The following is a 25,552-nucleotide window of genomic DNA, read 5'->3' on the forward strand; positions in this document are numbered from 1 at the left end:
CCCCGGACGCCTCGCTCACCGCTTCGTCGGCGAGCGGGGCGTTCGTGCGTCCGGGCCGGTGCCTCGGCCCGCCCCCGCAAGGGCGCCGTCGTGCCGCGCCCGACGACGGTCCCCGCCCTGGTGCGGGTAGTGTTTCGCGGAGCCGTGGGTACGTCCGCGAGGAGCCCGCGGCGACGACCGTCCCGCGCGCACGGCGCGCGGGTGCCGCGCCCGCGGCACCGTGACTGGCACTGGAGGAAGAATGTCCCTGGGAGATGTGGCCGGCCTCATCGCAGCCGTCGCGTTCGTGCTGCTCGTCGGCCTGCTCGCGGTGCCGCTCCTCAAGCTCGGCCGCGTGCTCGACGAGGCGCGCGCGAGCATCAAGGAGGTCACCGACCACTCGGTGCCGATCCTCGACGAGGCCGCGACGACCGTCGCCACGACGAACAGCCAGCTCGTCAAGGTCGACACCATCACCACGTCGGCCGCCCAGGTGAGCGAGAACGTCTCCGCGCTCACGGGCCTGTACGCCGCCACGTTCGGTGCGCCGCTGGTCAAGGTCGCCGCGTTCACGTACGGCGTGCGCCAGGCTGCCGCGCGCTCGTTCGGCGGCCGACGGTCGTCGGGCAGCTCCGCGAGCCGCGCCGAGGGGTCGCGCTGATGCGCCGGGTCTTCTGGATCGGCGTCGGGGTCGCGATCACGGTCGTGGTCGTCGTGCGCGGCAAGAAGGTCCTCGCGCGCTACGCGCCGGCGTCGCTCGTGGACCAGGCGACGGAGCAGGTGAACGGCCTCGGCGAGAAGGTCGTCGAGATCGCCCGCGACTTCCGCACGGAGTTCGCGCTCGCGCGCGACGCCCGCGAGCAGGAGCTCATGGCGGCGCTGCTCGCCGAGGGCCAGGAGGACCCGGACGCCGTCCGCGCGCGTCGCGCGGCCGGACGCCACGCGCGCCCCGCCGGCGCCGACCGGCACGCCTTCGACGACACGGACGACGTCGAGGACCTGCTCGGTTACTCCTTCTAGGACGCCGAGCCCGCGGCGCCCACCGCACCACCCCGCACGACCACCGACCTCTTTCCGAAGGACATCATGCGCACCGCCGAGATCCGCAAGCGCTGGCTCGACTACTTCGCCGACCGCGACCACACCGTCGTGCCGTCGGCGTCGCTCGTCTCCCCGGACCCGTCCACGCTGTTCACCATCGCGGGCATGGTCCCGTTCATCCCGTACATGACGGGGGAGCAGACCCCGCCGTGGGACCGCGCGACGAGCGTCCAGAAGTGCGTGCGCACCCTCGACATCGACGAGGTCGGCAAGACGACGCGTCACGGCACGTTCTTCCAGATGAACGGCAACTTCTCGTTCGGGGACTACTTCAAGGAAGGCGCGATCACCTACGCCTGGGACCTCGTCACGGGCGCGCGCGAGGAGGGGAAGTACGGCTTCGACCCCGAGAGCGTGTGGGTCACCGTCTACCACGACGACGACGAGGCGCGGCAGCTCTGGAAGCGCATCGCCGGCCTGCCGGACGAGCGCATCCAGGCCCGCGGCAAGAAGGACAACTACTGGTCCACGGGCCAGCCCGGCCCCGCGGGCCCGTGCTCGGAGATCTACATCGACCGCGGTCCGGAGTTCGGCCAGGAGGGTGGCCCCGTCGTCGACGAGGACCGCTACCTGGAGATCTGGAACCTCGTCTTCATGCAGTACGCGATCGACGACGTGAAGTCCAAGGAGGAGTTCCGGATCGTCTCGGAGCTCGCGCGCAAGAACATCGACACGGGCATGGGCCTGGAGCGCGTCGCCTACCTGCTCCAGGGCAAGGACAACCTCTACGAGATCGACGAGGTGTTCCCCGTCATCACCGCGGCCGAGGCGCTCTCGGGCAAGCGCTACGGCGCGAACCACGAGGACGACGTCCGCATGCGCGTCGTGGCCGACCACGTCCGCTCGGCGCTCATGATCATGAGCGACGGCGTGCGCCCGTCCAACGAGGGCCGGGGCTACGTGCTGCGCCGTCTGCTGCGCCGCTCGGTGCGCGCGATGCGCCTGCTCGGCGTCGAGGACCGCGCCATGCCCGCGCTGCTCCCGGTGAGCCGCGACGCGATGGCGCCGTCGTACCCGGAGGTCGCGACGGACTTCGCGCGTATCTCCGACGTCGCCTACACCGAGGAGGACGCGTTCCGTCGCACGCTCACGGCCGGCACGACGATCCTCGACACCGCCGTGTCGCGGGCGAAGGCCGCGGCCGGCTCGGACGGGACGCCGCTGCTCGGCGGCGACCAGGCGTTCGCGCTGCACGACACCTACGGCTTCCCGATCGACCTCACGCTTGAGATGGCCGCCGAGCAGGGCGTCCAGGTCGACGAGAAGGCGTTCCGCGCGCTCATGACCGAGCAGCGCCAGCGGGCGCGCGCCGACGCGCTCGCGAAGCGCTCCGGCGGCGTCGACACGGCCGCGTACGAGTCGCTCGCGTCCGAGCTCGCGGCGCCCGTGGAGTTCCTCGGGTACACCGAGTCGTCCGCGGCGGTGCGCGTCGCCGGCCTGCTGGTCGACGGCGTCCCCGCCCCGGCCGCGACGGCCCCGGCGGACGTCGAGGTCGTGCTCGACCGCACCCCGTTCTACGCGGAGGCCGGTGGCCAGCTCGCCGACCACGGCACGATCGTGCTCGACGGCGGCGCGACCATCGAGGTCGACGACGTGCAGCGCCCGATCAAGGACCTGTCGGTGCACCGCGGCCGCCTGGTCGAGGGCACCGCGGCGCTCGGCGACCCGGGCACCGCGACGATCGACCGCGACCGCCGCAAGGCGATCAGCCGCGCCCACTCGGCGACGCACATGATCCACAAGGCGCTCCAGGAGTCGCTCGGCAAGGACGCGACGCAGGCCGGGTCGGAGAACGCGCCCAGCCGCATCCGCTTCGACTTCCGCCGCTCGTCCGCCGTGCCCTCGGGCGCGCTCTCGGAGATCGAGGAGCGGGTCAACACCCAGCTCCAGGAGAACCTCGAGGTCACGGACCAGCTCATGCCGATCACCGAGGCGCGCGCCCTGGGGGCGATGGCGCTGTTCGGCGAGAAGTACGGCGACACCGTGCGCGTCGTCTCGATCGGCGGCGACTGGTCGCGCGAGCTCTGCGCCGGCACGCACGTGCAGCGCACGGGCCAGCTCGGCCTCGTCACGCTGCTCGGCGAGTCGTCGATCGGCTCGGGCGTGCGGCGCGTCGACGCGCTCGTCGGAGACGGCGCGTACGGCTTCCAGGCGAAGGAGCACGCGCTCGTGGGCCAGCTCACGGGCCTGCTCAACGTGCGGACCGAGGAGCTGCCCGACCGCGTGAGCACGCTCGTGTCGCGCCTGCGCGACGCCGAGAAGGAGCTCGCCCAGCTCCGGCAGGCGCAGCTCCTCGCGGCGGCCGGCACGCTCGCCACCGGGGCGGAGCTCGTGGGCGGCACGCGCGTCGTCGTGCACGACGCCGGCGAGGTCGCGTCCGCGGACGACCTGCGCGCGCTCGCGCTCGACGTGCGCGGCCGGCTCGGCGAGGCGGAGCCTGCGGTCGTCGCCGTCGGCGGCGTCGCCAAGGGCCGCCCGCAGGTCGTCGTCGTGACGAACGCCTCCGCGCGCGCGGCCGGGCTGCGCGCCGGCGTGCTCGCCAAGGCCGCGGCCCAGACGCTCGGCGGCGGTGGCGGCGGCAAGGACGACATGGCCCAGGGCGGCGGCACGGACGTGTCCGCGCTGCCCGCCGCCCTCCGGGGCGTGCGCGACGGCGCCGCGGCCGGCGCGTGACCGGCCTGCCCGTGCAGCCCGCCGACGACGGGCGCGCCCCCCTCCCGCGGGGGGCGCGCCTCGGCGTCGACGTGGGCAGCGTCCGCGTCGGCCTGGCCGCGAGCGACCCCGACGGTCTCGTCGCGACCCCCGTCGAGACCCTCGCGCGCGACACCCGCGGCGGCGCGGCGGTCCCCGCCGACGTCGCCCGCATCGCGGCCGAGGTCGCGGAGCGCAACGCCGAGGTCGTGTACGTGGGCCTGCCGCGGCACCTCTCGGGCGGGGAGGGCACCGCCGCCCAGGGCGCGCGGGCGTACGCTGGTGCGGTGGCTCGCGTCGTCGCACCGGTGCCGGTGCACCTCGTCGACGAGCGGATGACGACCGTCAGCGCCCACCAGGCGCTGCACGCGTCGGGACGCGCCGGTCGCAAGCACCGGAGCGTCGTCGACCAGGCCGCCGCCGTTATCATTCTGCAATCCGCTCTCGAGGCCGAGCGGGGCGCGGGGGTGCGCGCCGGAGAACCTGTAGACCCGACAGGAGACCACCGACCGTGACCGACCTGTTCGAACGGCCCGCCGTCCAGGGCGAGCAGCAGCCCGCGCGCTCGTCGCGCTCGGAGCAGCGCGCCCGCCGGGCGGCGAAGAAGCGACGCCAGCGCCGGCGTCGTCGCGCCCTCGTGGTGCTGCTCGTCTCCCTCCTCGTGGTAGGCGGTGCGGGGTACCTGCTGCTCAACAACGCCTCCGACCTCTTCGGGTTCGACAACCCGCTCGAGGCCAAGGACTTCGAGGGACCGGGCACCGACCCGGTCGACGTCGTCATCGAGCCCGGCTCCACGGGCCGTGACATGGGTGCCGTGCTCACCGAGGCCGGCGTCGTCGCCAGCTCGGCGGCCTTCGCGAAGGCGTTCGACGAGAACCCGAACGCGGGGAAGATCCAGCCGGGCACCCACACCCTGCTCCTCGGCATGCCCGCGAAGGACGCCGTCGCGCGCCTGGTCGCGAACGACTCGCGCGTCGAGACCAAGATCACCATCCCCGAGGGCTACACGGTCAAGCAGATCCTCGAGAAGGCGTCCTCCGTGACGGACATCCCGGTCGCCGACTTCGAGGCCGCCATGGCCGACACTGCCGCGACGGGCCTGCCGGCGGAGGCGAACGGCAACTACGAGGGCTGGCTCTACCCGACGACGTACGTCCTCGAGCCCGGAGACGTGAGCCCTCAGGGGGTCATCCAGGGGATGGTCTCGCAGACGGTTATGAAGCTCGACGAGCTCGGGGTGGCAGCGGAAGACCGCGAGACCGTGCTCAACAAGGCATCGCTCATCGAGCGCGAGGCGAAGTACGCGCCGGACCGTCCGAAGATGGCGCGCGCGATCGAGAACCGCCTCGCGATCAACATGGCGCTCCAGATCGATGCGGCGGTCGCCTACGGCCTGGACAAGCCGGGGACCGAGCTCACGCGTGACGACACTCAGAACCCCGACAACCCCTATAACACCTACGTGCACAAGGGGCTGCCGCCGACCCCCATCGCCAGCCCAGGTGCCGAGTCGTTGGCCGCGGTCGTGAACCCTGAACCGGGTGACTGGATCTTCTGGACCGCCGTGAACCTCGAGACCGGGGAGACGAAGTTCGCCGTGACGTGGGACGAGCACGAGGCGAACGTCGCCGAGCTTCGTCAGTGGCAGGCGGAGAACGGCGGGTGAGCGCGAGGCGCGCCCCCCGACGGGCGGCCGTCCTCGGTCATCCCGTCGCCCACTCGCTGTCCCCGGTGCTCCACCGCGCCGCGTACGACGCGCTCGGCCTCGACGGCTGGACGTACGAGGCGATCGACACGACCGAGGAGCAGCTCCCGGCGCTGGTCAACGGGCTCGACGCGTCGTGGGCGGGCCTCAGCCTGACCATGCCGCTCAAGCACGCGGTGATCCCGCTGCTCGACCACGTCGACCCGCTCGCGAACGTCGTCGGCGCCGTGAACACGCTCGTCGTGCAGCCCACGGGCGGCCGGCGCCCGACGTTCGTCGGGACGAACACCGACGTGCACGGGCTCGTCGCCGCGCTCCGCGAGGGGCTGGGGGAGCGGGACGCGCGGACCGCCGTCGTGCTCGGCGCGGGCGCGACGGCCGCGTCCACGCTGGCCGCCCTCGCCGAGCTCGGGTGCACCACGCCCACGGTCCTGGTGCGCTCGCTCGGGCGCACCGGGACGCTGCAGCGCGCGGCGCACCGCATGGGCGTCGAGCCGCGCTTCGAGATCCTCGACCCGTCGTCCCCCGCGCTCGTCGCCCGCCTCGGGCAGGCCGATGCTGTCGTCGCGACCCTTCCGTCGCGCGCGGCCGACCCGGTGGCCGACGCGCTGGCGCAGGTGGCCGCGCGCGTGACGGGCGCGCTGCTCGACGTCGTCTACGACCCCCGGCCCACGGCGCTCTCGACGGCCTGGGCCGCGGCGGGAGGCACCGTGATCGGTGGCGAGCGCATGCTCCTGCACCAGGCAGCCGAGCAGGTGCGGCTCATGACGGGTCGTGTTGCGCCGCTCCTCTTGATGGCGCGGGAACTGGGGCGAGCTCTCGCGGACACGGACACTCCGTCGCCTGGTTCCGCGAGCAGTTGACGACGAGTTCAGTAGGGGGAAACGCTCGTCCGCGTTGGCTTCGAGTGCACGGCTGGCGCGTGTCATCTGGCGAAGTGTTTCCCGGCGTGTTCGTTCTGGTGGCAGCCTCTGACCAGCGGGCGTTGAATGCCGTCTTGCGATGGTGTCAGAGTTCTTTCACCCAAGTTGGAGGTTGCAGACCGTATGGTCGACTGATACGGTTCTCGCGACAAACTAGTTCAGGGGGAATGTGAATGTCGAAAATCTTGAGAGTGGCCGCAATCGCTTCACTGGCGGTGGGTCTTGCTGGAACAGGGGCAATTTCGGCTTCTGCGGGAGTGTCGACCGCGTACGGCGTGTCGGCAACTCGCCCGATTGCGATCGCCCACTGCGCTGCATCGCGAGTCATTCACTCGGCGCAGGGTCACGGTGTCGGCCCGTGCAAGTTCAAACTGCTCGGAGACGGTGACACCTACTGGAGCCACCTTTACTCCTACTAGCGCCCGTGCGTGACCAATTGCCGGCGCCATCCTCCGTGCGTGATTTCGGGGGATGGCGCCGGTATTTTCTATCTGTCTCGACGGGATTTCAAGAGCCTGGGAACGGGTAGTTGAGCAAGCCGACAGTTAGGCTGGTTCCCAGGAACATGAAGGGGCCAAAGGGGACGGCGGTGTCGCGGCGCGCGCGGCGCGTGACGACCAGCCCGAGTGCCCACACGCCGCCGAGCAGGAACGGCAGGACGAGTCCAGTGACCAGCTCGCCCCACCCGAGCCACGCGAGCGGCGTGCCGAGCATCCCCGCGAGCTTGACGTCGCCGAAGCCGAGGCCCGGTGGATACGCGATCCGGAGCGCGGCGTAGGCGCCGAAGCCCAGGGCACCCCCGACCAGCGCCCGTACGAGTGCGGCGCGGTCGCCGGTCCCGAGGGCGGCGACGGCGAGGAGCAGGACCGACCCGAGCCACGTCGGCAGGACGACGACGTCGGGCAGCCGGTGCGTGCGCGCGTCGACCACGGCCGCGAGCGTGCCAGCCGCGGCGACGAGCACGAGGGCGGGCGTCGCCCAGGAGGTCGCCGACCACCACGCCGCGCTGGCCGCCGCGAGGAGCGCGAGGACGCCCCCGGCCGGCCCGGCCACCCGGAGCTCCCGGCTCAGGGCCGCACCACGGCGCCGGAGCCACGACCGCGCGTCGTCGGCCTTCTCGTGTGCAGCCGCCACCGGAGCGTGGCCGCGCGACGGCGTGCCGTCGACCGCCGTCCCGTCCCCCTGCTGGACCATGCGCGGCACCGTAGCGCGTCCGGGCGGGGGCGCGCCGTCGTCGTCCACAGCCCTCCGGTCCGCACTGCGGGCGGCCGCCGGGACGTGCGCGCCGACGTGGGAGGATGGCGATCATGCTGCGTTGGTTGACATCGGGTGAGTCGCACGGCGAGGCGCTGGTCGGGATCCTCGACGGGCTGCCCGCGGGCGTCGAGCTCACGACGGACGACGTGCGCGCCGCGCTCGCGCGCCGCCGCCTCGGGTACGGCCGCGGTTCGCGGCAGAAGTTCGAGCAGGACGAACTGCGCGTCCTCGGCGGCCTGCGCCACGGCGTGACCCAGGGCGGGCCGCTGGCCATCGAGATCGCGAACTCCGAGTGGCCCAAGTGGGTCGACGTCATGTCGTCCGACCCGGTGCCGCCCGAGGCCCTGCTCGTCGACGCCGGGACGGGCGACGTCCGGGAGATCGCGCGCAACCGCCCGCTCACCCGGCCCCGCCCGGGGCACGCCGACCTCGTCGGCATGCGCAAGTACGGCTTCGAGGACGCGCGCCCCGTGCTCGAGCGCGCCTCGGCGCGCGAGACGGCGACGCGCGTCGCGCTCGGCACGGCCGCGGCGAAGTTCCTCGAGCAGGCGCTCGGCGTCCGGCTCGTGTCGCACGTCGTCGCGATCGGGCCGGTCGAGGTCCCCGAGGACGCGCCGGTGCCCGGCCCCGACGACGTCGCCGCGCTCGACGCCGACCCGGTGCGCTGCTTCGACCCGGACGCCGCCGCGGCCATGGTCGCGGAGATCGACGAGTGCCAGAAGGCGGGAGACACCCTCGGCGGCGTCGTCGAGGTGCTCGCGTACGGGGTCCCCTCCGGACTGGGCACCTACGCGCAGAGCGACCGTCGCCTCGACGCGCGCCTCGCCGCCGTCCTCATGGGGATCCAGGCAATCAAGGGCGTCGAGGTCGGCGACGGCTTCCGCACCGCGCGCCGCCGCGGGTCCGCCGCGCACGACGAGATCGAGCGCGGTGCCGACGGCCGCATCCACCGTCGCAGCAACCGCGCCGGCGGCGTCGAGGGCGGCATGTCGAACGGCGAGGTGGTGCGCGTGCGCGCCGCCATGAAGCCGATCTCGACGGTGCCGCGCGCGCTCGCGACGGTCGACGTCGTCACCGGCGACGTCGCCAAGGCCCAGCACCAGCGCTCCGACGTGTGCGCGGTCCCGCCCGCGGCGGTCGTCGCCGAGGCGATGGTCGCGCTCGTGCTCGCCGAGCAGGCGCTCGAGAAGTTCGGCGGCGACTCCGTCGCGGAGGTCCGCCGGAACGCCGAGGCGTACCTCGCCGCGATCCCCGAGCTGCAGCGCTGATGACGCCCGTCGCCCCGGGGACCCGCCCGGTCGTCGTGCTGGTCGGCCCGCCCGGCAGCGGGAAGTCGACCGTCGCGCGCCACCTGGCCGAGCTGCTCGGCCTCGCGCAGCGCGACACGGACGTCGACGTCGAGACCACGGCCGGGAGGCCGGTCGCGGACATCTTCGTCGACCACGGCGAGCCGCACTTCCGCGAGCTGGAGCGTGAGGCCGTGACGACCGCGCTCGCGACGCACGACGGCGTCCTCGCCCTGGGCGGCGGCGCGGTGCTCGACGAGCACACGCAGACCGCGCTCGCGGCGTACGTCGCCGCGGGCGGGACGGTCGTGTTCCTCGACGTGAGCCTCGCGCACGCCGCGCCGCGCGTCGGCCTCAACCAGGCGCGCCCGCTCCTGCTCGGCAACCCGCGGGCGCGCTGGGCCGCCCTCATGGAGGCGCGTCGCCCCGTCTACGAGCGCGTCTCTACGCTGCACGTCGTCACCGACGCGCGCACGCCCGCCCAGGTCGCGCGCGAGATCCGCGGGCACCTCGCGGGCGACGCCGTGCCCGGCACCCCGGGGCGCACGACGCCCGCACCCGCGCCGGCCGACCCCGCCGGCACCCCGGTCGAACAGGAGAACGCGTGACCCCCGACGCCACCACCCCCGCCCAGGACCCGGCCGCTGCCGCGCCGACGCGCGTCCGGGTCGCGGGCGAGCAGCCGTACGACGTCGTCGTGGGGCGCCACCTGCTCGGCGAGCTGCCCGCGATGCTCGGCGGCTCGGTGCGCCGGGTGCTCGTCGTGCACCCCGCGGCCCTCGCCGCGACGGCCGAGGTCGTCCACGAGGACCTCAAGGAGTCGGGCTACGAGGCATACGTCGCGGAGGTGCCGGACGCCGAGGAGGCCAAGACCGCTCAGGTGGCCGCGTTCCTCTGGGGCGTGCTCGGGCAGCTGGACTTCACGCGCACGGACGCGGTCGTCACGGTCGGCGGCGGCGCGACGACGGACCTCGGCGGCTTCGTCGCCGCGACCTGGCTGCGCGGCATCCGCGTGGTGCACGTGCCGACGACGCTCCTCGCGATGGTCGACGCTGCGGTCGGGGGCAAGACCGGCATCAACACCGCCGAGGGCAAGAACCTCGTCGGCGCGTTCCACCCGCCGGCCGGCGTCCTGTGCGACCTCGCGGCCCTGGAGTCGCTCGGGCGCTGGGACTTCGTCGCCGGGCTCGCGGAGGTCGTCAAGACGGGGTTCATCGCGGACGAGCGCATCCTCGAGCTCGTCGAGGAGCACGCGGACGCGCTCGCGGCGTGGGGCACCCGGCCGACGACGGACGAGACCTGGGCCGTCGTCGCCGAGCTCGTCGAGCGCTCGGTCGCGGTCAAGGCGCGCGTCGTGGGGGAGGACCTCAAGGAGGCCGGGCTGCGCGAGATCCTCAACTACGGGCACACGCTGGGCCACGCCGTCGAGCTCACCGAGCGCTACCAGTGGCGCCACGGCGCGGCCGTCTCCGTCGGCATGGTGTTCGCCGCCGAGCTCTCGCGCCTCGCCGGGAAGCTGGACGACGCCGTCGTCGACCGCCACCGCGCGATCCTCGGCTCGCTCGGGCTGCCCCTCACCTACCGGGGCGACCGGTGGGAGCAGCTGCTGTCCGCCATGCGCCGCGACAAGAAGTCGCGCGGCGACCTCCTGCGCTTCGTGGTGCTCGACGACGTCGCCCGCCCGACGCGCCTCGAGGGCCCGGACCCGACGCTCCTCGCCGCGGCCTACGCGGAGATCGCGGCGGACGCCCCGGCGGGCCGGGGGCCGATCGCCCTCTGACGGATCCTCGGCGGGGTCAGGCCCAGAGCCCCCGGCCGCGGAGCACGTCGCGCAGCACGTCCGAGCGGTCGGTCACGATGCCGTCGACCCCGAGGTCGAGCAGCCGGTGCATCGTCGGCGCGTCGTTGACCGTCCAGGCGTGCACCGCGACGCCGGCCCGGTGCGCGGCCCGCACGAACGCCGAGTCCACGACCCGGACCCAGCCCTCGCGCACCGGGACCTGGAGGCAGTCGACCGAGCGGGCCGCGAGGCGGGCGAGCGCGTCCGCCCGCGCCCGCCCCGCGAGCAGCATGCCCACCACCGCGCCTCGCGCGCCGGACACGGTCACGGGGCGCGAGAGCCGCGCCACCGTCGCCTCCCGCCGCGACGCGGCGAACGACGCGACGCACACGCGGTCGTGCGCGCGCGTGCGCTCGATCGCGCGCGCGACGGGCTCGGCCGCCGCGGCCGACTTGACGTCGACGTTCACGCGGAGGTCCGGCCACGTCCCGAGGACGTCCTCCAGCGACGGCACCGGCTCCCGGCCACCGATCCGGGCGGTGCGCACCGTGCGCCACGGGAGGTCGGCCACCAGGCCGCGCGCGTCGGTCGTCCGGTCCAGCGAGGCGTCGTGGAGCGCCACGGCGACGCCGTCCGACGTCGCGTGCGCGTCCGTCTCGACGTACCGGAGCCCCAGCTCGCGGGCCGACGCGAACGCCGCCATCGAGTTCTCGAGACCGTCGCGCGAGAAGCCGCGGTGCGCGAGCGCCGCGAACGGGGCGTCGAGGTAGCGCGTCGCGCTCATGCTGCTGTCCGCGGACGCGCGCCGGACGGCGCGGGGACGGGCGCGAAGGGCAGGTGCGGGTGCCGTGCCGGAGGTCGGGGGCGGGCAGCGCTGAGGGTCACCCCGCCAGCCTGCCCGAGGCCGTGGTCCGTCGCCCGTCGGGAGCGGCCCCGGACGTGTCGCCGTCGCTCGCTCCGGCACGGCTAGGCTCGGGCGCCATGGAACGCGTGCTCGTCCTCAACGGACCCAACCTCGGCCGGCTCGGCGTGCGCGAGCCGGAGATCTACGGCTCGGCCTCGATGGCGGACCTCCGCGAGTCGGCGACGACGTGGGGGAGCGCGCTCGACCTCGCCGTCGACGTGCGGCAGACCGACGACGAGTCCGAGCTCGTCGGCTGGCTGCACGAGGCCGTCGACGCGCGGGCCCACGTGGTGCTCAACCCGGCCGCGTTCACGCACTACTCCTACGCGGTGCGCGACGCCGCCGCGCAGGTCACGACGTCCGGCCTGCTGCTGGTCGAGGTCCACCTCAGCAACCCGGCGGCGCGCGAGGCGTTCCGCAGCCACTCCGTCGTGGGGGCGGTCGCGACCGGCACGGTCGCGGGCTTCGGGTTCGACTCCTACCGGCTCGCGCTCGAGGCCGTGGCCGCGCGCCTGCGCCAGACCCGGGCTTGATCTGCTCTTATCAAGCCTCTGGGCTTGATGGTTGGCGAACAAGGTTTTAGCCTTGATGTCATGTACGTACTGACCGTCGACCAGCGGGGGAGCACCGGTCGTCCCGACCGCGTCCCCGAGGTGCTCGCGCGGCTCGACGAGATGCTGGCGGGCCGCGGCGGCGTCGTCGTCCCGTTCGCCCGGACGGTCGGCGACGAGGTCCAGGGCGTCCTCGACGACCCGGAGGCCGTCGTCGAGGTCGTGCTCGACCTCCTGCGCGACGGCGGCTGGAGCGTCGGCCTCGGCGTCGGGCCGGTCGACGAGCCGCTGCCCGCGGTCTCGCGCGAGGCGTCGGGCACGGCGTTCGTGCGCGCCCGCGAGGCGGTCGAGCAGGCGAAGTCGCGCGCGGCCACGGCGCCCGTCGCCGTTCGCGGGGAGCCCGCGGCGCGCGCCGCGGAGGTCGAGGCGCTCCTGCGCCTCCTCGCGGCCGTCGTGGACCGGCGCACCGCGCCCGGGTGGGAGGCCGTCGACGCGCTGGCGCGTGTGGGTGGGACCCAGAAGGATGTGGCTCGCGCGCTCGGCGTGTCCGAGCAGGCGGTCAGCCAGCGGCTGCGCACCGCGCTGTGGCCCGAGGAGGCGGCGGCGCGGCCCGTGGTCGCGAGGCTGCTGGGCGAGCTCCACGAGGGGCCGCCGGCGGATCGGCAGGAGGAGAAGGCGTGACGGACCCGGTGACGGTCGTGCTCGTGGTGCTCGTCTGGGTGGTCGCGCTCGCCGCGAGCGTCCTCGGCGGCGGCCCCGTGACCCAGGGGGTCCTGCGCGCGGCGGCGCGTGCGGGCGGCTCCGCCGCCCCGGGCCGCGCCGGCCGGCCGCGGCGTGGTGCCCCGGCGGACCCGGCGGCCGTCCCGGTGCCCCCGCCGCCCCCTCCGACGACGGGGCCGATCGGGACGGAGGCCGTCAAGGCCCTGCGCGGCGGGACGTGGATCGGGATCCTCGAGCGGTTCGCGATCACCGGCTGCCTCCTCGCGGGCGAGCCGGGCGGCATCGCCTTCGTCGTCGCGATCAAGGGCCTGGGCCGCTACCCCGAGCTGCGTGAGCACCCCGTCGCGTCGGAGCGCTTCGTCATCGGGACGCTCGCCTCGATGTGCTGGGCGGCGACCCTGGGCGTCGTGGCGAACGCGGTCCTCGCCGCGCTCCGGTAAGATCGTCAAGGCCCATTTCCGCATCCCGCTCTCGTGGCCCCGTCGTGCCGTCCCGGCACGCGGCAGCGCGTCGACGGGACCGCTGACCCTCCGACAGGAAGACGAACGTGGCGACCACCAACGACATCAAGAACGGCACCGTGCTGCGACTCGACGGCCAGCTGTGGACCGTGATCGAGTTCCAGCACGTCAAGCCCGGCAAGGGTGGCGCGTTCGTCCGCACCAAGATCAAGAACGTCATGACGGGCAAGACGATCGACAAGACGTTCAACGCCGGCCTCAAGATCGAGACCGCCAACGTCGACCGCCGTGACTTCCAGTACCTGTACCAGGACGGCGCGGACTACGTGTTCATGGACACCTCGACGTACGACCAGATCACGGTCGGTGCCGAGATCGTGGGCGACGCCAAGGACTACATGCTCGAGAACCAGAACGTGCTCATCGCGTCGAACGACGGCCAGCCGCTCTACATCGAGCTGCCCGCCTCGGTCGTCCTCGAGATCACGTACACCGAGCCGGGCCTGCAGGGCGACCGCTCGACGGGCGGCACCAAGCCCGCGACGCTCGAGACGGGCGCGCAGATCCAGGTCCCGCTCTTCCTCGAGCAGGGCACCAAGGTCAAGGTCGACACGCGTGACGGGTCGTACCTCGGCCGCGTGAACGACTGACCGCCGGCACCGACGGACAGACGACGGACTGACATGGCCGCACGCACCAAGGCGCGCAAGCGCGCGCTCGACGTCCTCTTCGAGGCGGAGCAGCGTCACGTGGACCCGACGACCCTCCTCGCGGAGCGCGTCGCCGACCCCGGGACGGCGCAGACCGCGCTGCCGCAGTACGCGGTCGACATCGTCGAGGGCGTGCTCGCCCACCGCGAGCGCATCGACGAGCTGCTCGAGACGTACTCCCACGGGTGGACGCTCGAGCGCATGCCCGCCGTCGACCGGGCGCTGCTGCGCATCGGCGGCTGGGAGATCCTCTTCAACGACGACGTCCCGGACGTCGTCGCGATCGACGAGGCCGTCGACCTCGCGCGCTCCCTGTCGACCGACGACTCGCCGTCGTTCGTCAACGGGCTGCTCGCGCGCATCGTCGAGATGAAGCCGACGATCACGGCCTGACCGCGGCGCCCGGCCGCGGCCGGGCGCCGCCTCGCGCGGCGTCGGTCACGGGTGTGACCGACGCCGCGTCCCACCGGGCGGGACGCGCACCCGGCCGCCGGACCACCGGCGGTAGGGTGGGTGACCGTCAGACATCCTTTAAGGCCCGTCCTGTGAGGCGGGGAAGGAGGTCGCCGGACATGAGCTCTGGCGCTGCTGTGCCCACACCATCCGCACCCCGGCCGGGGTCCGACCCCGAGACGGGTCCGACCGCCGGGACCGTCGTCCTCACGGCGGCGGACATCTCCCGCGCGCTGACGCGCATCGCCCACGAGATCGTGGAGCGCAACAAGGGAGCCCACGACCTCGTCCTCCTCGGCATCCCGACGCGCGGCGTCCCGCTCGCGGCCCGGCTCGCCGAGCGTCTCGCCGCGATCGAGGCAGACGGCGCGCCCGACCCGCACGCGATCGTCGGCGAGCTCGACGTGACGATGTACCGCGACGACCTGCACCGTCACCCGACGCGCACGATCGGCGCGACGCGCCTGCCCGCGTCGGGGATCGACGGCAAGGTCGTGGTCCTCGTCGACGACGTCCTGTACTCCGGCCGCACGATCCGGGCCGCGCTCGACGCGATCAGCGACCTCGGCCGCCCGCGCGCGGTGCAGCTCGCGGCGCTCGTCGACCGCGGCCACCGGGAGCTGCCGATCCGCCCCGACTTCGTGGGCAAGAACCTGCCCACGTCGACGTCCGAGCGCGTGAGCGTGCGCCTCGCCGAGATCGACGGCGCTCCCGCGGCGGGCGACGCGTCCGCCGACGCGGTGGTCATCCGGCCCGCTGCTGCGCAGCCGGGCTCCTCCGAGGACGGGGAGGCCCGCGCATGAGGCACCTGCTCTCGACCCAGGACCTCGGGCGTGCCGACGCGATCCGCATCCTCGACACGTCCGCCCAGATGGCCGCGACGCAGTCCCGCGAGATCAAGAAGCTCCCGACGCTGCGCGGTCGCACGGTCGTCAATCTCTTCTACGAGGACTCCACGCGCACGCGCATCTCCTTCGAGACCGCCGCGAAGCGGCTGTCCGCGGACGTCATCAACTTCTCGGCCAAGGGGTCGAGCGTGTCCAAGGGCGAGTCGCTCAAGGACACCGCGCTGACGCTCCAGGCGATGGGTGCGGACGCGGTCGTCGTGCGGCACCAGGCGTCGGGCGCCCCGCACCTGCTCGCGCACGCGGGCTGGCTCGACGCGGCCGTGGTCAACGCGGGCGACGGCATGCACCAGCACCCGACGCAGGCGCTCCTCGACGCGTACACGCTGCGCCGCCACCTCACCGGGACGGGCCTGACGTCGCCGGGCGCGAGCGGTCCCGACGACGCCGCGGCGCGCGGCGCGGGCCTCGACGGGCGCCACGTCGCGATCGTCGGCGACGTGCTGCACTCGCGGGTCGCGCGCTCGAACGTCCACCTGCTGCACACGCTCGGGGCCCGCGTGACGCTCGTCGCGCCGCCCACGCTCCTGCCGGTCGGCGTCCAGACGTGGCCGTGCGAGGTCTCCTACGACCTGGACGCGGCCCTCGCGGGAGACACGGCGCACGGCGGCCCCGACGCCGTGATGATGCTGCGCGTGCAGCGCGAGCGCATGAGCGGCGCCGGCGCGGGGGGCGGGGCCTTCTTCCCGAACCCGCTCGAGTACAGCCGCAAGTACGGGCTCGACGCTCGGCGCCTCGGGCTCCTCGCCGAGCACGCCGTCGTCCTGCACCCCGGCCCCATGAACCGCGGCCTCGAGATCTCCGCGCAGGCGGCGGACTCGCCGCGCGCGGTGATCGTCGAGCAGGTCGCGAACGGCGTCGCCGTGCGCATGGCCGTGCTCTACCTCCTCCTCGCGGGCAGCGACGAGGCCGACGCCGCGGCGTCGGCCGCGCCCCTGCCCTCCGCCCAGCCCGTCCCCGCCGTCGAAAGGGTCTCCGCCTCGTGAGCAGCGCCGCAACCACCACGTACGTCTTGCGCGGCGCGCGCCCGCTGGGCGGCGACCCCGTCGACCTCGTCCTCGCGGACGGCGTGGTCGCCGAGCTCGCCCCGGTCGGCACCGCGCGCGCCGCGGACGACGACGGCACGGTCGTCGTCGACGCGACGGGCCTCGTCGCCCTTCCCGGGCTTGTCGACCTGCACACCCACCTGCGCGAGCCGGGGCGCGAGGACGCCGAGACGATCGCGTCCGGCACCCGCGCCGCGGCGGCGGGCGGCTTCACGGCCGTGCACGCGATGGCGAACACGACCCCGGTCGCGGACACGGCGGGCGTCGTCGAGCAGGTGTGGCGCCTCGGGCGCGACGCGGGCTGGGTCGACGTGCACCCCGTGGGCGCCGTCTCCGTCGGGCTCGCGGGCGAGCAGCTCGCCGAGCTCGGCGCGATGGCCGACTCCGCGGCCCGCGTGCGGGTGTTCTCGGACGACGGGAAGTGCGTCGACGACCCGATCCTCATGCGCCGCGCCCTCGAGTACGTCAAGGCGTTCGACGGCGTCGTCGCCCAGCACGCGCAGGAGCCGCGCCTCACCGAGGGCGCCCAGATGAACGAGGGCGTCGTGTCGGCCGAGCTGGGCCTCGCGGGCTGGCCCGCGGTCGCCGAGGAGGCGATCATCGCGCGCGACGTGCTCCTCGCGGAGCACGTGGGCTCGCGCCTGCACGTGTGCCACCTGTCGACCGCCGGCTCGGTCGAGATCGTCCGCTGGGCCAAGGGCCGCGGGATCGACGTCACGGCCGAGGTCACGCCGCACCACCTCGTGCTCACCGACGACCTGGCGCGCGGCTACGACCCGACGTTCAAGGTCAACCCGCCGCTGCGCACGGCAGCGGACGTCGAGGCGGTGCGCGAGGGCCTGGCCGACGGCACGATCGACATCGTCGCGACCGACCACGCGCCGCACGCGCGCGAGGACAAGGACTGCGAGTGGGCCGCGGCCGCGTTCGGCATGACGGGCCTCGAGACGGCGCTGAGCGTCGTGCAGCAGACCATGGTCGACACGGGCCGCATGACGTGGGCCGACGTCGCGCGCGTGCTGTCGAGCGCGCCCGCGCGCATCGGCCGCATCGACACGGGGGAGCGCGCGCAGGGCCGCCCGCTCGAGGTCGGCGAGCCCGCGAACGTCACGCTCGTCGACCCGGCCGCGCGGCGCGTGGTCGACGGCGCCGGGCAGGCCACCGCGAGCACCAACACGCCCTTCCAGGGTCGCGAGCTGCCCGGTGCGGTCGTCGCGACGTTCCTGCGGGGCCGGGCCACCGTGCTCGACGGCGCGCCCGTCGAGGCGGTCGCGGCCGGTCAGGGGGTGGGGGCGTGAACCTGCCGCAGCCCGTCGCGGCCGGGATCTGGGTCGTCCTCGGCGTCGTCCTGCTGACGCTCGTGCTCGTCGGCCGTCGCCGGCTGGTGCGCCGCTCCGCGGGCTTCGTCCCGACGCCGCCCGTCGTGCCGGCGGAGGCCGCGCGCGGCGGCGTCGTGCTCGGCCCGCTCGACGCGCTGTACGTGTCGAGCACGCTCGCGGGCGACTGGCTCGCGCGCGTCGGCGCCCACGGCCTCGGCGACCGGGCGCAGGCCCAGGTCACCGTGCACGACTCCGGCCTGCACGTAGCGCGCCGCGGCGCCGACGACGTGTGGGTCCCCGCGGCGGCCGTCGAGGACGTCGCCCTTACCCCGGGCATGGCGGGGAAGTTCGTCGGGAAGGAGGCCATCGTCGTGGTGACGTGGTCCGTCCCGGCCGAGCCGGTCCCCGCCGACGCCCCCGAGGCCCCGGCGCACCCCGAGGTCCGGCTGGACACCGGCCTCATGCCGCGCCACGACCACGACGTCCCGCGTCTCCTGGAGGCCGTGCGCGACCTCGCCGGCCGCCCCCGGAGCGCGGGCGCCGACGGCACCCGCGAACGACGAACCGGGGCGCCGAGCAGCGCCACCGACGCACCCACCGACCAGGACGGCCCGGCGCCGACGCGCGAGAGCGCGGCACCCGGCACCGACGAGAACGACGAGGAAGCACCTTGACCGCCTCAGCGAACGCAGTGAGCTCACCGACCGCAGTCACCTCGGTGACCGGCGCACCCGCCCCCGACCGGGCCCTGATCGTCCTCGAGGACGGCACGGTGCAGCCCGGCCGCGCGTACGGCGCGCGCGGCACCACCGTCGGCGAGATCGTCTTCAACACCGGCATGACCGGCTACCAGGAGACCCTCACCGACCCCTCCTACCACCGGCAGATCGTCGTCATGACGGCCCCCCACATCGGGAACACGGGCGTCAACGACGAGGACCCGGAGTCCGGCAAGATCTGGGTCGCCGGGTACGTCGTGCGCGACGCGGCCCGTCGCGCGTCGAGCTGGCGCGCGCAGCGCACCCTCGACGAGGAGCTCGCGGCCCAGGGCGTCGTCGGCATCAGCGACGTCGACACGCGCGCCCTCACGCGCCACCTGCGCGAGCTCGGCGTGATGCGCGCGGGCATCTTCTCCGGCGACGCGCTCGTGCGCGACGGCTACCCGCGCACCGTGGAGGACCTCGTGGCCGAGGTGAAGGCGGCGCCCGCGATGGCCGGCGCCGACCTCGCCCGCGAGGTGAGCACGGACACGGCGTACGTCGTCGAGCCCTTCGAGGGGACGACGCCGGACGGCGAGCCCGTCGCCACCGTCGTCGCCGTGGACCTCGGCATCAAGTCGATGACGCCCCAGCGCCTCGCCCAGCGCGGCGTGCGCGTGCACGTGGTGCCCGCGGCCTCGACGATCGCGGACATCGAAGCGTACGCGCCCGACGGCGTGTTCTTCTCCAACGGCCCGGGCGACCCGAGCGCCGCGACCCACGAGGTCGAGCTGCTGCGCGGCGTCCTGGACCGCGGCACGCCGTTCTTCGGCATCTGCTTCGGCAACCAGATCCTCGGGCGCGCGCTCGGCTACGGCACGTACAAGCTCGCCTACGGCCACCGCGGCATCAACCAGCCCGTCATGGACCGCCGCACCGGCAAGGTCGAGGTCACGGCGCACAACCACGGGTTCGCGGTCGACGCGCCGCTCGACGGCGAGTCCGTCGCCCCGCACGACGGCGGCCGCTACGGGCGCGTCGTCGTGTCCCACGTCGGGCTCAACGACCAGGTGGTCGAGGGGCTCGAGTGCCTCGACCTGCCCGCCTTCTCCGTCCAGTACCACCCCGAGGCCGCGGCCGGCCCCCACGACGCCGCGTACCTCTTCGACCGCTTCGTCGAGCTCATGACGTCGCGTCGCGCCGCCGACGCGGCGGGCGCGGGCTCCGACGCCGTCGAGCAGACCACCAAGGAGAGCTGACCGTGCCTCGCAGAACCGACATCTCCAGCGTCCTGGTCATCGGGTCCGGCCCGATCGTCATCGGCCAGGCGTGCGAGTTCGACTACTCCGGCACCCAGGCGTGCCGCGTGCTCAAGGAGGAGGGCCTGCGGGTCGTCCTCGTGAACTCGAACCCGGCGACGATCATGACCGACCCCGAGTTCGCCGACGCGACCTACGTCGAGCCGATCACGACCGAGGTCCTCACGTCGATCATCGCCAAGGAGCGCCCCGACGCGCTGCTGCCGACGCTCGGCGGTCAGACGGCGCTCAACGCCGCGATCGCGCTCGACGAGGCCGGCGTCCTCGCCGAGTACGGCGTCGAGCTCATCGGCGCGAACATCGCGGCGATCCAGAAGGGCGAGGACCGCCAGCAGTTCAAGGACGTCGTCGAGACGTGCGGCGGCGAGTCCGCGCGCTCGGTCATCGTCCACACGGTCGACGAGGCGATCGCGGCCGCGGGCGACCTCGGCTACCCGATGGTCGTGCGCCCGTCGTTCACGATGGGCGGCCTCGGCTCGGGCTTCGCGTACGACGAGGACGAGCTGCGCCGCATCGTCGGACAGGGCCTGCACTACTCCCCGGTGACGGAGGTGCTCCTCGAGGAGTCGATCCTCGGCTGGAAGGAGTACGAGCTCGAGCTCATGCGCGACAAGAACGACAACGTCGTGGTCGTGTGCTCCATCGAGAACGTCGACCCCGTCGGCGTGCACACGGGCGACTCGATCACGGTCGCGCCCGCGCTCACGCTCACCGACCGCGAGTACCAGAAGCTGCGCGACATCGGGATCGCCGTCATCCGCGAGGTCGGCGTCGACACGGGCGGCTGCAACATCCAGTTCGCCGTCGACCCGGACACGGGCCGCGTCATCGTCATCGAGATGAACCCGCGCGTCTCGCGGTCGTCCGCGCTCGCGTCCAAGGCGACCGGGTTCCCCATCGCGAAGATCGCGGCGAAGCTCGCCGTCGGCTACACGCTCGACGAGATCCCCAACGACATCACGCAGGTCACGCCGGCCTCGTTCGAGCCGACGCTCGACTACGTGGTCGTCAAGGTGCCGCGGTTCGCGTTCGAGAAGTTCCCGGCCGCGGACCCGACGCTCACGACGACCATGAAGTCGGTCGGCGAGGCGATGGCGCTCGGGCGCAACTTCACGGAGGCGCTCGGCAAGGCGCTGCGCTCGATCGACAAGGGCGGCTCGGTCTTCCACTGGGACGGCGAGCCCGTCTCCGGCGCGGAGCTCGACGCGCTGCTCGTGCGCATCGCGCGCCCCACGGAGAACCGGATCATCGGCGTCCAGCAGGCGCTGCGCGCCGGGGCGAGCGTGGAGCAGGTGTTCGAGGCCACGAAGATCGACCCGTGGTACCTCGACCAGATCCAGCTGGTCAACGAGGTCGCGGCGGCCGTCGCCGACGCGCCCGCGCTCACGGAGGACGTGCTGCGCGAGGCGAAGAAGCACGGCCTGTCCGACGCGCAGGTCGCGCGTCTGCGCGGCATGGGCCCGGCGGGCGAGGCGACGGTGCGCGAGGTCCGCTACGCGCTCGGCGTCCGGCCCGTCTACAAGACGGTCGACACGTGCGCGGCCGAGTTCGCCGCCCGCACGCCGTACCACTACTCGTCGTACGACCTGGAGACCGAGGTCGCCCCGCGCGAGCGCGAGGCCGTGATCATCCTCGGCTCGGGCCCGAACCGCATCGGCCAGGGCATCGAGTTCGACTACTCGTGCGTGCACGCGGCCCTCACGCTGCGCGAGCGCTACGAGACGGTCATGGTCAACTGCAACCCGGAGACGGTCTCGACCGACTACGACACGTCCGACCGTCTCTACTTCGAGCCGCTGACGTTCGAGGACGTGCTCGAGGTCTACCAGGCCGAGCTCGCCGCGGGACCGGTCAAGGGCATCATCGTCCAGCTCGGCGGCCAGACGCCGCTCGCGCTCGCGCAGCGCCTCGCCGACGCGGGCCTGCCGATCCTCGGCACGAGCCCCGAGGCGATCGACGCCGCCGAGGACCGCGGCGAGTTCGGCCGCGTGCTCGTCGAGGCGGGCCTGCCCGCCCCGGCGTTCGGCACGGCGCGCTCGCTGGACGAGGCGAAGGACGTCGCGGCCGGCATCGGGTACCCGGTGCTCGTGCGCCCGTCCTACGTGCTCGGCGGGCGCGGCATGGAGATCGTGTACTCGGCCGAGCAGCTCACGGGCTACGTCGAGCGCGCCCTCGTGGCGGCCGCGGCGGAGGACCGCACGGCCGGGACGCTGCCCGCGCCGCTGCTCATCGACCGGTTCCTGGACGACGCCATGGAGATCGACGTCGACGCGCTCTACGACGGCACCGAGCTCTTCCTCGGCGGCGTGATGGAGCACATCGAGGAGGCGGGCATCCACTCGGGCGACTCGGCGTGCGTCCTGCCGCCGGTGTCGCTGTCGGAGCAGGAGATCGAGCGCATCCGCCGCTCGACCGAGGCCATCGCGAAGGGCGTCGGCGTGCGCGGCCTGCTCAACGTGCAGTACGCGCTCGTCTCCGACGTGCTCTACGTCCTGGAGGCCAACCCCCGCGCGTCGCGCACGGTGCCGTTCGTCTCGAAGGCGACGGGCACGTCGCTCGCGAAGGCCGCGGCGCGCGTCATGGCGGGCGAGTCGATCGCGGAGCTGCGCGCCGCGGGCGTGCTGCCCGCCGACGGCGACGGCGGCACGCTCCCGCTCGACGCGCCGATCGCGGTCAAGGAGGCGGTCCTGCCGTTCAAGCGCTTCCGCACCGCGGACGGTGTCGTCGTCGACACGGTGCTCGGCCCGGAGATGCGCTCGACGGGCGAGGTCATGGGCTTCGACCGCGACTTCCCCCACGCGTTCGCGAAGTCGCAGGCCGCCGCGTTCGGCGGGCTGCCGACGTCGGGCCGCGTGTTCGTCTCGGTCGCGGACCGCGACAAGCGCTCGATCGTCTTCCCGGTCAAGCGCCTCGCGGAGCTCGGCTTCGAGATCCTCGCGACGGACGGCACGTCGAGCGTGCTGCGCCGCAACGGCATCGCGTCGCGCGTGGTGCGCAAGTTCTCCGCGGGCCGCGGGGCGGACGGCGAGCCGACGATCGTCGACCTCATCACGGCCGGCGAGGTGGACATGGTCATCAACACGCCGTCCGGTCAGGGCGCGCGCGCCGACGGCTACGAGATCCGCGCGGCCACGACGGCGGCCGACAAGCCGATCGCGACGACGGTCGACCAGCTCGCCGCCGCGGTGCAGGGCATCGAGGCCGTCCTCGCCGGGCCGTTCGCGGTCGCGAGCCTCCAAGAGCACATGGCGGGCGAGGGCCTGACCGACGGCGTCGAGCTGCCCGCTCCCGCCGCGGAGCGGGTGGGCGCGTGAGCGCGGGCTTCGGCGCGCGCCTCGCGGCGGCGACGGCGGACCACGGGCCGCTGTGCGTGGGCATCGACCCGCACCCGGGCCTGCTCGCGGACTGGGGCCTGCCCGACGACGCCTCCGGGCTGCGCGAGTTCGGCCTGCGGGTCGTCGAGGCGGTCGGGGGCCGCGTGGCCGCGGTCAAGCCGCAGTCGGCGTTCTTCGAGCGCCACGGGTCGCGCGGCGTCGCGGCGCTCGAGGAGGTCCTCGCGGCGGCCCGTGCCGCCGGGACGCTGACGATCATGGACGCCAAGCGCGGCGACATCGGCTCGACCATGGCCGCGTACGCCGACGCGTACCTGCGCGACGGCTCGCCGCTCGCGGCGGACGCGCTGACCGTGTCGCCGTACCTGGGGTTCGGATCGCTGCAGCCCGCGGTGGACGCGGCGCTGGAGACGGGGCGCGGCCTGTTCGTGCTCTGCCTGACGTCGAACCCCGAGGGCGCCGAGGTGCAGCACGCGCGCCGGGGCGCCGGGGCGGGCGTGGAGTCCGTCGCGGCGCACGTCGCGCGCGAGGCGGCCCAGGTGAACGCCCCGGTCGTCGCCGCGGGCGACGCGCTCGGGCCGGTCGGGCTCGTGGTGGGCGCGACGATCGCGGACGCCGCGGCGCGCACCGGCACGGACCTCGCGGCCGTGCGCGGGCCGCTCCTGGCGCCCGGCGTGGGCGCGCAGGGCGCGGGCGCGGCCGAGCTCGCCGCCGTGTTCGGCGACGCGCGGCGCCAGGTGCTCGCGTCGTCGTCGCGCGGGGTGCTGCGCGCCGGGCCGGACGCGGACGCGCTGCGCGCGGCGGCCCGCGCCGCCACGGACGAGGCGGCGCAGGCCCTGCGCGGCTGAGCCCCGCACCTCCCGGGACCGGGCCGGCACCCTCGCGGGTGCCGGCCCGGTCGCCGTCGTGCCCCGCGGTCGCGTGCCAGACTGCGCCCATGACCTCCCGCGACGAGACGACCGACCCCGCCCCGACCGCTGCCGGTACGCCTCCGGAGCTGCCCCCGCCGGGAGCCGTGCCGGGTGCCCTGGACGTGCCGGGCACGTGGAACGCGCGCGACGTGGGCGGTCGGGCGGTGCCGGCCGGTCACGACGAGCCGCTGCGGACGGGCGTGCTGCTGCGCACGGCGAGCCTGTCCCGGCTCACCCCCGCGGGCCAGGCCGCGCTCGTCGACCTGGACGTGCGGACGGTCGTGGACCTGCGCGGCGGGGACGAGCTCGCGCGCGACGGCGCGGACGCCGTCCCGGGCGGCGTACGCGTGCTGCGCCGGGGCATGGACCCGACGCCGGGCCTGGTCGACGGGGGAGCGGGCGCGGGCGCCTCGGCGGACCCGGCGGCGCTCGTCGCGGGCCTGCTCGCGGCCGACGACCCGGCCGCGGTCGCGCGGCGCCTCATGCACGGCGTGTACGCGACGTTCGTCACGGACCCGGGCATCCGGGAGACGGTCGGCCACGTCCTGGCGGACGTCGCCGCGGCCGACGGCGCGAGCGTCGTGCACTGCTCGGCGGGCAAGGACCGCACGGGCTGGGTCGTGGCCCTCGTGCAGTACGTCGCGGGGGTCTCGGAGGAGGAGCGCATGGCCGAGTACCTCGCGAGCGCGGCGGCGGCCGAGGGGCTCGCCGCGCTCGTGCCCCCGCTACCGGGGCTGTCGCCCGAGGCGCTGGCGCCGGTCCTCACCGTCGAGCCCGCGTACCTGGAGGGCGCGTGGGAGCTCGCGGTGCGCGAGCACGGGAGCATCGACGACTACCTCGTGGCGTGCGGCGTGACGACGGCGGTGCGCGACGCGCTCGTGGCGCGCCTCGTGGCGTCCTGAGCCGCCCTCGATCCGCGTCCCGCCCTCGTTCCGCCGTCGTTCCGGGCCCGCCGCCGGGGCCGTTGCGCAGACCGTCCCGGGTACGGCCGCGGACGACGCGCCATGCCCAGTCGTTGCCCGATCGCCCGAGGCTCGCTACTTTCGAGGGGTCGGCTCCGTGCGTCGGCGCAGGTCGCCCGGGTGATCCACCCGGTCGGGGCTCCACCTGCGGGCACGCCGGGACGACTGAGTGGGCCCATCCGCCTGACGACGAGTAGGTGACTTGCGTGGCACTTCCACCCCTGACCCCAGAACAGCGCGCGGCGGCGCTCGAGAAGGCCGCGGAGGCACGACGCGTGCGCGCCGAGGTGAAGAACCGGCTCAAGTACTCCCAGGGCTCCCTGAAGGAGGTCATCGAGCGCGGCCAGACGGACGACATGATCGGCAAGCTCAAGGTCGTCTCGTTGCTGGAGTCCCTGCCCGGCGTGGGTAAGGTGAAGGCTCGGGCGATCATGGAGGAGATCGGGATCGCCGAGACACGTCGTGTCCGCGGCCTCGGCCCCCACCAGTCCGCGGCGCTCATCGAGAGGTTTGGCTGACATTTCCGCGCACCCGTCCGA

The 25,552-nt window shown here is 74.3% G+C and carries 25 protein-coding genes; 23 read left to right on the top strand and 2 right to left on the bottom strand.

Annotated features, from left to right (window positions below; translation table 11 throughout):
• Positions 1 to 241: 241 nt before the first annotated feature.
• The 6 genes from ACPCUX_RS09685 (at position 242) to ACPCUX_RS09710 (ending at position 6,339) form a co-directional block, all read left to right on the top strand.
• Complete coding sequence (locus ACPCUX_RS09685) at positions 242 to 640, top strand: DUF948 domain-containing protein (RefSeq protein ID WP_034650677.1); 399 nt, start codon at positions 242 to 244, stop codon at positions 638 to 640.
• Complete coding sequence (locus ACPCUX_RS09690) at positions 640 to 999, top strand: hypothetical protein (RefSeq protein ID WP_043657021.1); 360 nt, start codon at positions 640 to 642, stop codon at positions 997 to 999. The genes ACPCUX_RS09685 and ACPCUX_RS09690 overlap by 1 nt, the downstream gene beginning before the upstream one ends.
• A 66-nt stretch (positions 1,000 to 1,065) precedes the next feature.
• A complete protein-coding gene (gene alaS, locus ACPCUX_RS09695; protein WP_423388628.1) occupies positions 1,066 to 3,753 on the top strand; it encodes an alanine--tRNA ligase in 2,688 nt (895 codons plus the stop codon).
• Positions 3,750 to 4,286, top strand: a complete 537-nt coding sequence (ruvX, locus tag ACPCUX_RS09700; protein WP_423388629.1) for a Holliday junction resolvase RuvX — start codon at positions 3,750 to 3,752, stop codon at positions 4,284 to 4,286. The genes alaS and ruvX overlap by 4 nt, the downstream gene beginning before the upstream one ends.
• Positions 4,283 to 5,437 carry an endolytic transglycosylase MltG gene (gene mltG / locus ACPCUX_RS09705; protein ID WP_423388630.1) on the top strand — a complete coding sequence of 385 codons (1,155 nt, stop codon included), beginning with the start codon at positions 4,283 to 4,285 and terminating at the stop codon, positions 5,435 to 5,437. Before ruvX ends, mltG begins: the two co-directional genes overlap by 4 nt.
• On the top strand, positions 5,434 to 6,339 hold the full coding sequence (locus ACPCUX_RS09710) for a shikimate dehydrogenase (RefSeq protein WP_423388631.1): 906 nt from the start codon (positions 5,434 to 5,436) through the stop codon (positions 6,337 to 6,339). Before mltG ends, ACPCUX_RS09710 begins: the two co-directional genes overlap by 4 nt.
• Before the next feature lie 567 nt (positions 6,340 to 6,906).
• Here the strand turns inward: ACPCUX_RS09710 and ACPCUX_RS09715 are convergent.
• The gene (locus tag ACPCUX_RS09715) at positions 6,907 to 7,593 is read right to left on the bottom strand and encodes a prepilin peptidase (RefSeq protein ID WP_423388632.1); all 687 of its coding nucleotides are present in this window, start codon (positions 7,591 to 7,593) and stop codon (positions 6,907 to 6,909) included.
• A gap of 113 nt (positions 7,594 to 7,706) precedes the next feature.
• Between ACPCUX_RS09715 and aroC the strand changes: the two genes are divergently transcribed.
• Genes aroC through aroB form a run of 3 tightly spaced genes read left to right on the top strand, consistent with a single transcriptional unit; the run spans position 7,707 to position 10,722 of the window.
• On the top strand, positions 7,707 to 8,924 hold the full coding sequence (gene aroC, locus ACPCUX_RS09720) for a chorismate synthase (protein WP_085388771.1): 1,218 nt from the start codon (positions 7,707 to 7,709) through the stop codon (positions 8,922 to 8,924).
• The gene (locus ACPCUX_RS09725; RefSeq protein WP_423388633.1) at positions 8,924 to 9,550 is read left to right on the top strand and encodes a shikimate kinase; all 627 of its coding nucleotides are present in this window, start codon (positions 8,924 to 8,926) and stop codon (positions 9,548 to 9,550) included. The genes aroC and ACPCUX_RS09725 overlap by 1 nt, the downstream gene beginning before the upstream one ends.
• Positions 9,547 to 10,722 carry a 3-dehydroquinate synthase gene (gene aroB, locus ACPCUX_RS09730; RefSeq protein WP_423388634.1) on the top strand — a complete coding sequence of 392 codons (1,176 nt, stop codon included), beginning with the start codon at positions 9,547 to 9,549 and terminating at the stop codon, positions 10,720 to 10,722. The genes ACPCUX_RS09725 and aroB overlap by 4 nt, the downstream gene beginning before the upstream one ends.
• A 16-nt stretch (positions 10,723 to 10,738) precedes the next feature.
• Here the strand turns inward: aroB and ACPCUX_RS09735 are convergent, their stop codons facing one another.
• Positions 10,739 to 11,506, bottom strand: a complete 768-nt coding sequence (locus ACPCUX_RS09735) for a glycerophosphodiester phosphodiesterase family protein (RefSeq protein WP_423388635.1) — start codon at positions 11,504 to 11,506, stop codon at positions 10,739 to 10,741.
• Between the two features lie 197 nt (positions 11,507 to 11,703).
• On the opposite strand from ACPCUX_RS09735, the gene ACPCUX_RS09740 reads away from it, so the two are divergent.
• From ACPCUX_RS09740 to mihF, 14 genes are all read left to right on the top strand, one after another.
• Entirely contained in the window at positions 11,704 to 12,159 is a 456-nt protein-coding gene (locus tag ACPCUX_RS09740) for a type II 3-dehydroquinate dehydratase (RefSeq protein ID WP_423388636.1), read from the top strand.
• A 60-nt stretch (positions 12,160 to 12,219) separates the two neighbouring features.
• Positions 12,220 to 12,858, top strand: a complete 639-nt coding sequence (locus ACPCUX_RS09745; protein WP_211933582.1) for a hypothetical protein — start codon at positions 12,220 to 12,222, stop codon at positions 12,856 to 12,858.
• Complete coding sequence (locus ACPCUX_RS09750; RefSeq protein WP_206153989.1) at positions 12,855 to 13,337, top strand: hypothetical protein; 483 nt, start codon at positions 12,855 to 12,857, stop codon at positions 13,335 to 13,337. Before ACPCUX_RS09745 ends, ACPCUX_RS09750 begins: the two co-directional genes overlap by 4 nt.
• Positions 13,338 to 13,444: 107 nt before the next feature.
• Positions 13,445 to 14,008, top strand: coding sequence for an elongation factor P (gene efp, locus ACPCUX_RS09755; protein ID WP_021482610.1), 564 nt, complete (start codon positions 13,445 to 13,447; stop codon positions 14,006 to 14,008).
• A gap of 33 nt (positions 14,009 to 14,041) precedes the next feature.
• Positions 14,042 to 14,461, top strand: a complete 420-nt coding sequence (gene nusB, locus ACPCUX_RS09760) for a transcription antitermination factor NusB (RefSeq protein ID WP_021482611.1) — start codon at positions 14,042 to 14,044, stop codon at positions 14,459 to 14,461.
• A 179-nt stretch (positions 14,462 to 14,640) separates the two neighbouring features.
• Positions 14,641 to 15,324 (top strand): bifunctional pyr operon transcriptional regulator/uracil phosphoribosyltransferase PyrR, encoded by a 684-nt coding sequence (pyrR, locus tag ACPCUX_RS09765; RefSeq protein WP_085387982.1) that lies wholly within the window; start codon positions 14,641 to 14,643, stop codon positions 15,322 to 15,324.
• Positions 15,321 to 16,412, top strand: a complete 1,092-nt coding sequence (locus ACPCUX_RS09770) for an aspartate carbamoyltransferase catalytic subunit (protein ID WP_061267283.1) — start codon at positions 15,321 to 15,323, stop codon at positions 16,410 to 16,412. Before pyrR ends, ACPCUX_RS09770 begins: the two co-directional genes overlap by 4 nt.
• Positions 16,409 to 17,770, top strand: coding sequence for a dihydroorotase (locus ACPCUX_RS09775; protein WP_423388637.1), 1,362 nt, complete (start codon positions 16,409 to 16,411; stop codon positions 17,768 to 17,770). Before ACPCUX_RS09770 ends, ACPCUX_RS09775 begins: the two co-directional genes overlap by 4 nt.
• On the top strand, positions 17,767 to 18,465 hold the full coding sequence (locus tag ACPCUX_RS09780; RefSeq protein ID WP_423388638.1) for a hypothetical protein: 699 nt from the start codon (positions 17,767 to 17,769) through the stop codon (positions 18,463 to 18,465). Before ACPCUX_RS09775 ends, ACPCUX_RS09780 begins: the two co-directional genes overlap by 4 nt.
• Before the next feature lie 44 nt (positions 18,466 to 18,509).
• Positions 18,510 to 19,748, top strand: coding sequence for a glutamine-hydrolyzing carbamoyl-phosphate synthase small subunit (carA, locus tag ACPCUX_RS09785; protein ID WP_423388639.1), 1,239 nt, complete (start codon positions 18,510 to 18,512; stop codon positions 19,746 to 19,748).
• A 2-nt stretch (positions 19,749 to 19,750) separates the two neighbouring features.
• On the top strand, positions 19,751 to 23,122 hold the full coding sequence (gene carB, locus ACPCUX_RS09790; RefSeq protein ID WP_423388640.1) for a carbamoyl-phosphate synthase large subunit: 3,372 nt from the start codon (positions 19,751 to 19,753) through the stop codon (positions 23,120 to 23,122).
• Positions 23,119 to 23,988, top strand: a complete 870-nt coding sequence (gene pyrF / locus ACPCUX_RS09795; protein WP_085387981.1) for an orotidine-5'-phosphate decarboxylase — start codon at positions 23,119 to 23,121, stop codon at positions 23,986 to 23,988. The genes carB and pyrF overlap by 4 nt, the downstream gene beginning before the upstream one ends.
• Positions 23,989 to 24,077: 89 nt before the next feature.
• Positions 24,078 to 24,953, top strand: a complete 876-nt coding sequence (locus tag ACPCUX_RS09800; RefSeq protein ID WP_034653072.1) for a tyrosine-protein phosphatase — start codon at positions 24,078 to 24,080, stop codon at positions 24,951 to 24,953.
• 266 nt (positions 24,954 to 25,219) lie between these two features.
• Complete coding sequence (mihF, locus tag ACPCUX_RS09805) at positions 25,220 to 25,531, top strand: integration host factor, actinobacterial type (protein ID WP_021482878.1); 312 nt, start codon at positions 25,220 to 25,222, stop codon at positions 25,529 to 25,531.
• Positions 25,532 to 25,552 lie beyond the last annotated feature (21 nt).

This window comes from Cellulosimicrobium sp. AB352 (assembly GCF_049538415.1).
GTDB classification, from domain to species: Bacteria; Actinomycetota; Actinomycetes; order Actinomycetales; family Cellulomonadaceae; genus Cellulosimicrobium; species Cellulosimicrobium funkei.

Coding starts and splice junctions, on each gene's coding strand:
- ACPCUX_RS09685 (WP_034650677.1), top strand. CDS start 242: ATGTCCCTGGGAGATGTGGCCGGCCTCATCGCAGCCGTCGCGTTCGTG.
- ACPCUX_RS09690 (WP_043657021.1), top strand. CDS start 640: ATGCGCCGGGTCTTCTGGATCGGCGTCGGGGTCGCGATCACGGTCGTG.
- alaS (WP_423388628.1), top strand. CDS start 1,066: ATGCGCACCGCCGAGATCCGCAAGCGCTGGCTCGACTACTTCGCCGAC.
- ACPCUX_RS09715 (WP_423388632.1), bottom strand. CDS start 7,593: ATGGTCCAGCAGGGGGACGGGACGGCGGTCGACGGCACGCCGTCGCGC.
- aroC (WP_085388771.1), top strand. CDS start 7,707: ATGCTGCGTTGGTTGACATCGGGTGAGTCGCACGGCGAGGCGCTGGTC.
- ACPCUX_RS09725 (WP_423388633.1), top strand. CDS start 8,924: ATGACGCCCGTCGCCCCGGGGACCCGCCCGGTCGTCGTGCTGGTCGGC.
- ACPCUX_RS09735 (WP_423388635.1), bottom strand. CDS start 11,506: ATGAGCGCGACGCGCTACCTCGACGCCCCGTTCGCGGCGCTCGCGCAC.
- ACPCUX_RS09740 (WP_423388636.1), top strand. CDS start 11,704: ATGGAACGCGTGCTCGTCCTCAACGGACCCAACCTCGGCCGGCTCGGC.
- ACPCUX_RS09745 (WP_211933582.1), top strand. CDS start 12,220: ATGTACGTACTGACCGTCGACCAGCGGGGGAGCACCGGTCGTCCCGAC.
- nusB (WP_021482611.1), top strand. CDS start 14,042: ATGGCCGCACGCACCAAGGCGCGCAAGCGCGCGCTCGACGTCCTCTTC.
- pyrR (WP_085387982.1), top strand. CDS start 14,641: ATGAGCTCTGGCGCTGCTGTGCCCACACCATCCGCACCCCGGCCGGGG.
- ACPCUX_RS09770 (WP_061267283.1), top strand. CDS start 15,321: ATGAGGCACCTGCTCTCGACCCAGGACCTCGGGCGTGCCGACGCGATC.
- ACPCUX_RS09800 (WP_034653072.1), top strand. CDS start 24,078: ATGACCTCCCGCGACGAGACGACCGACCCCGCCCCGACCGCTGCCGGT.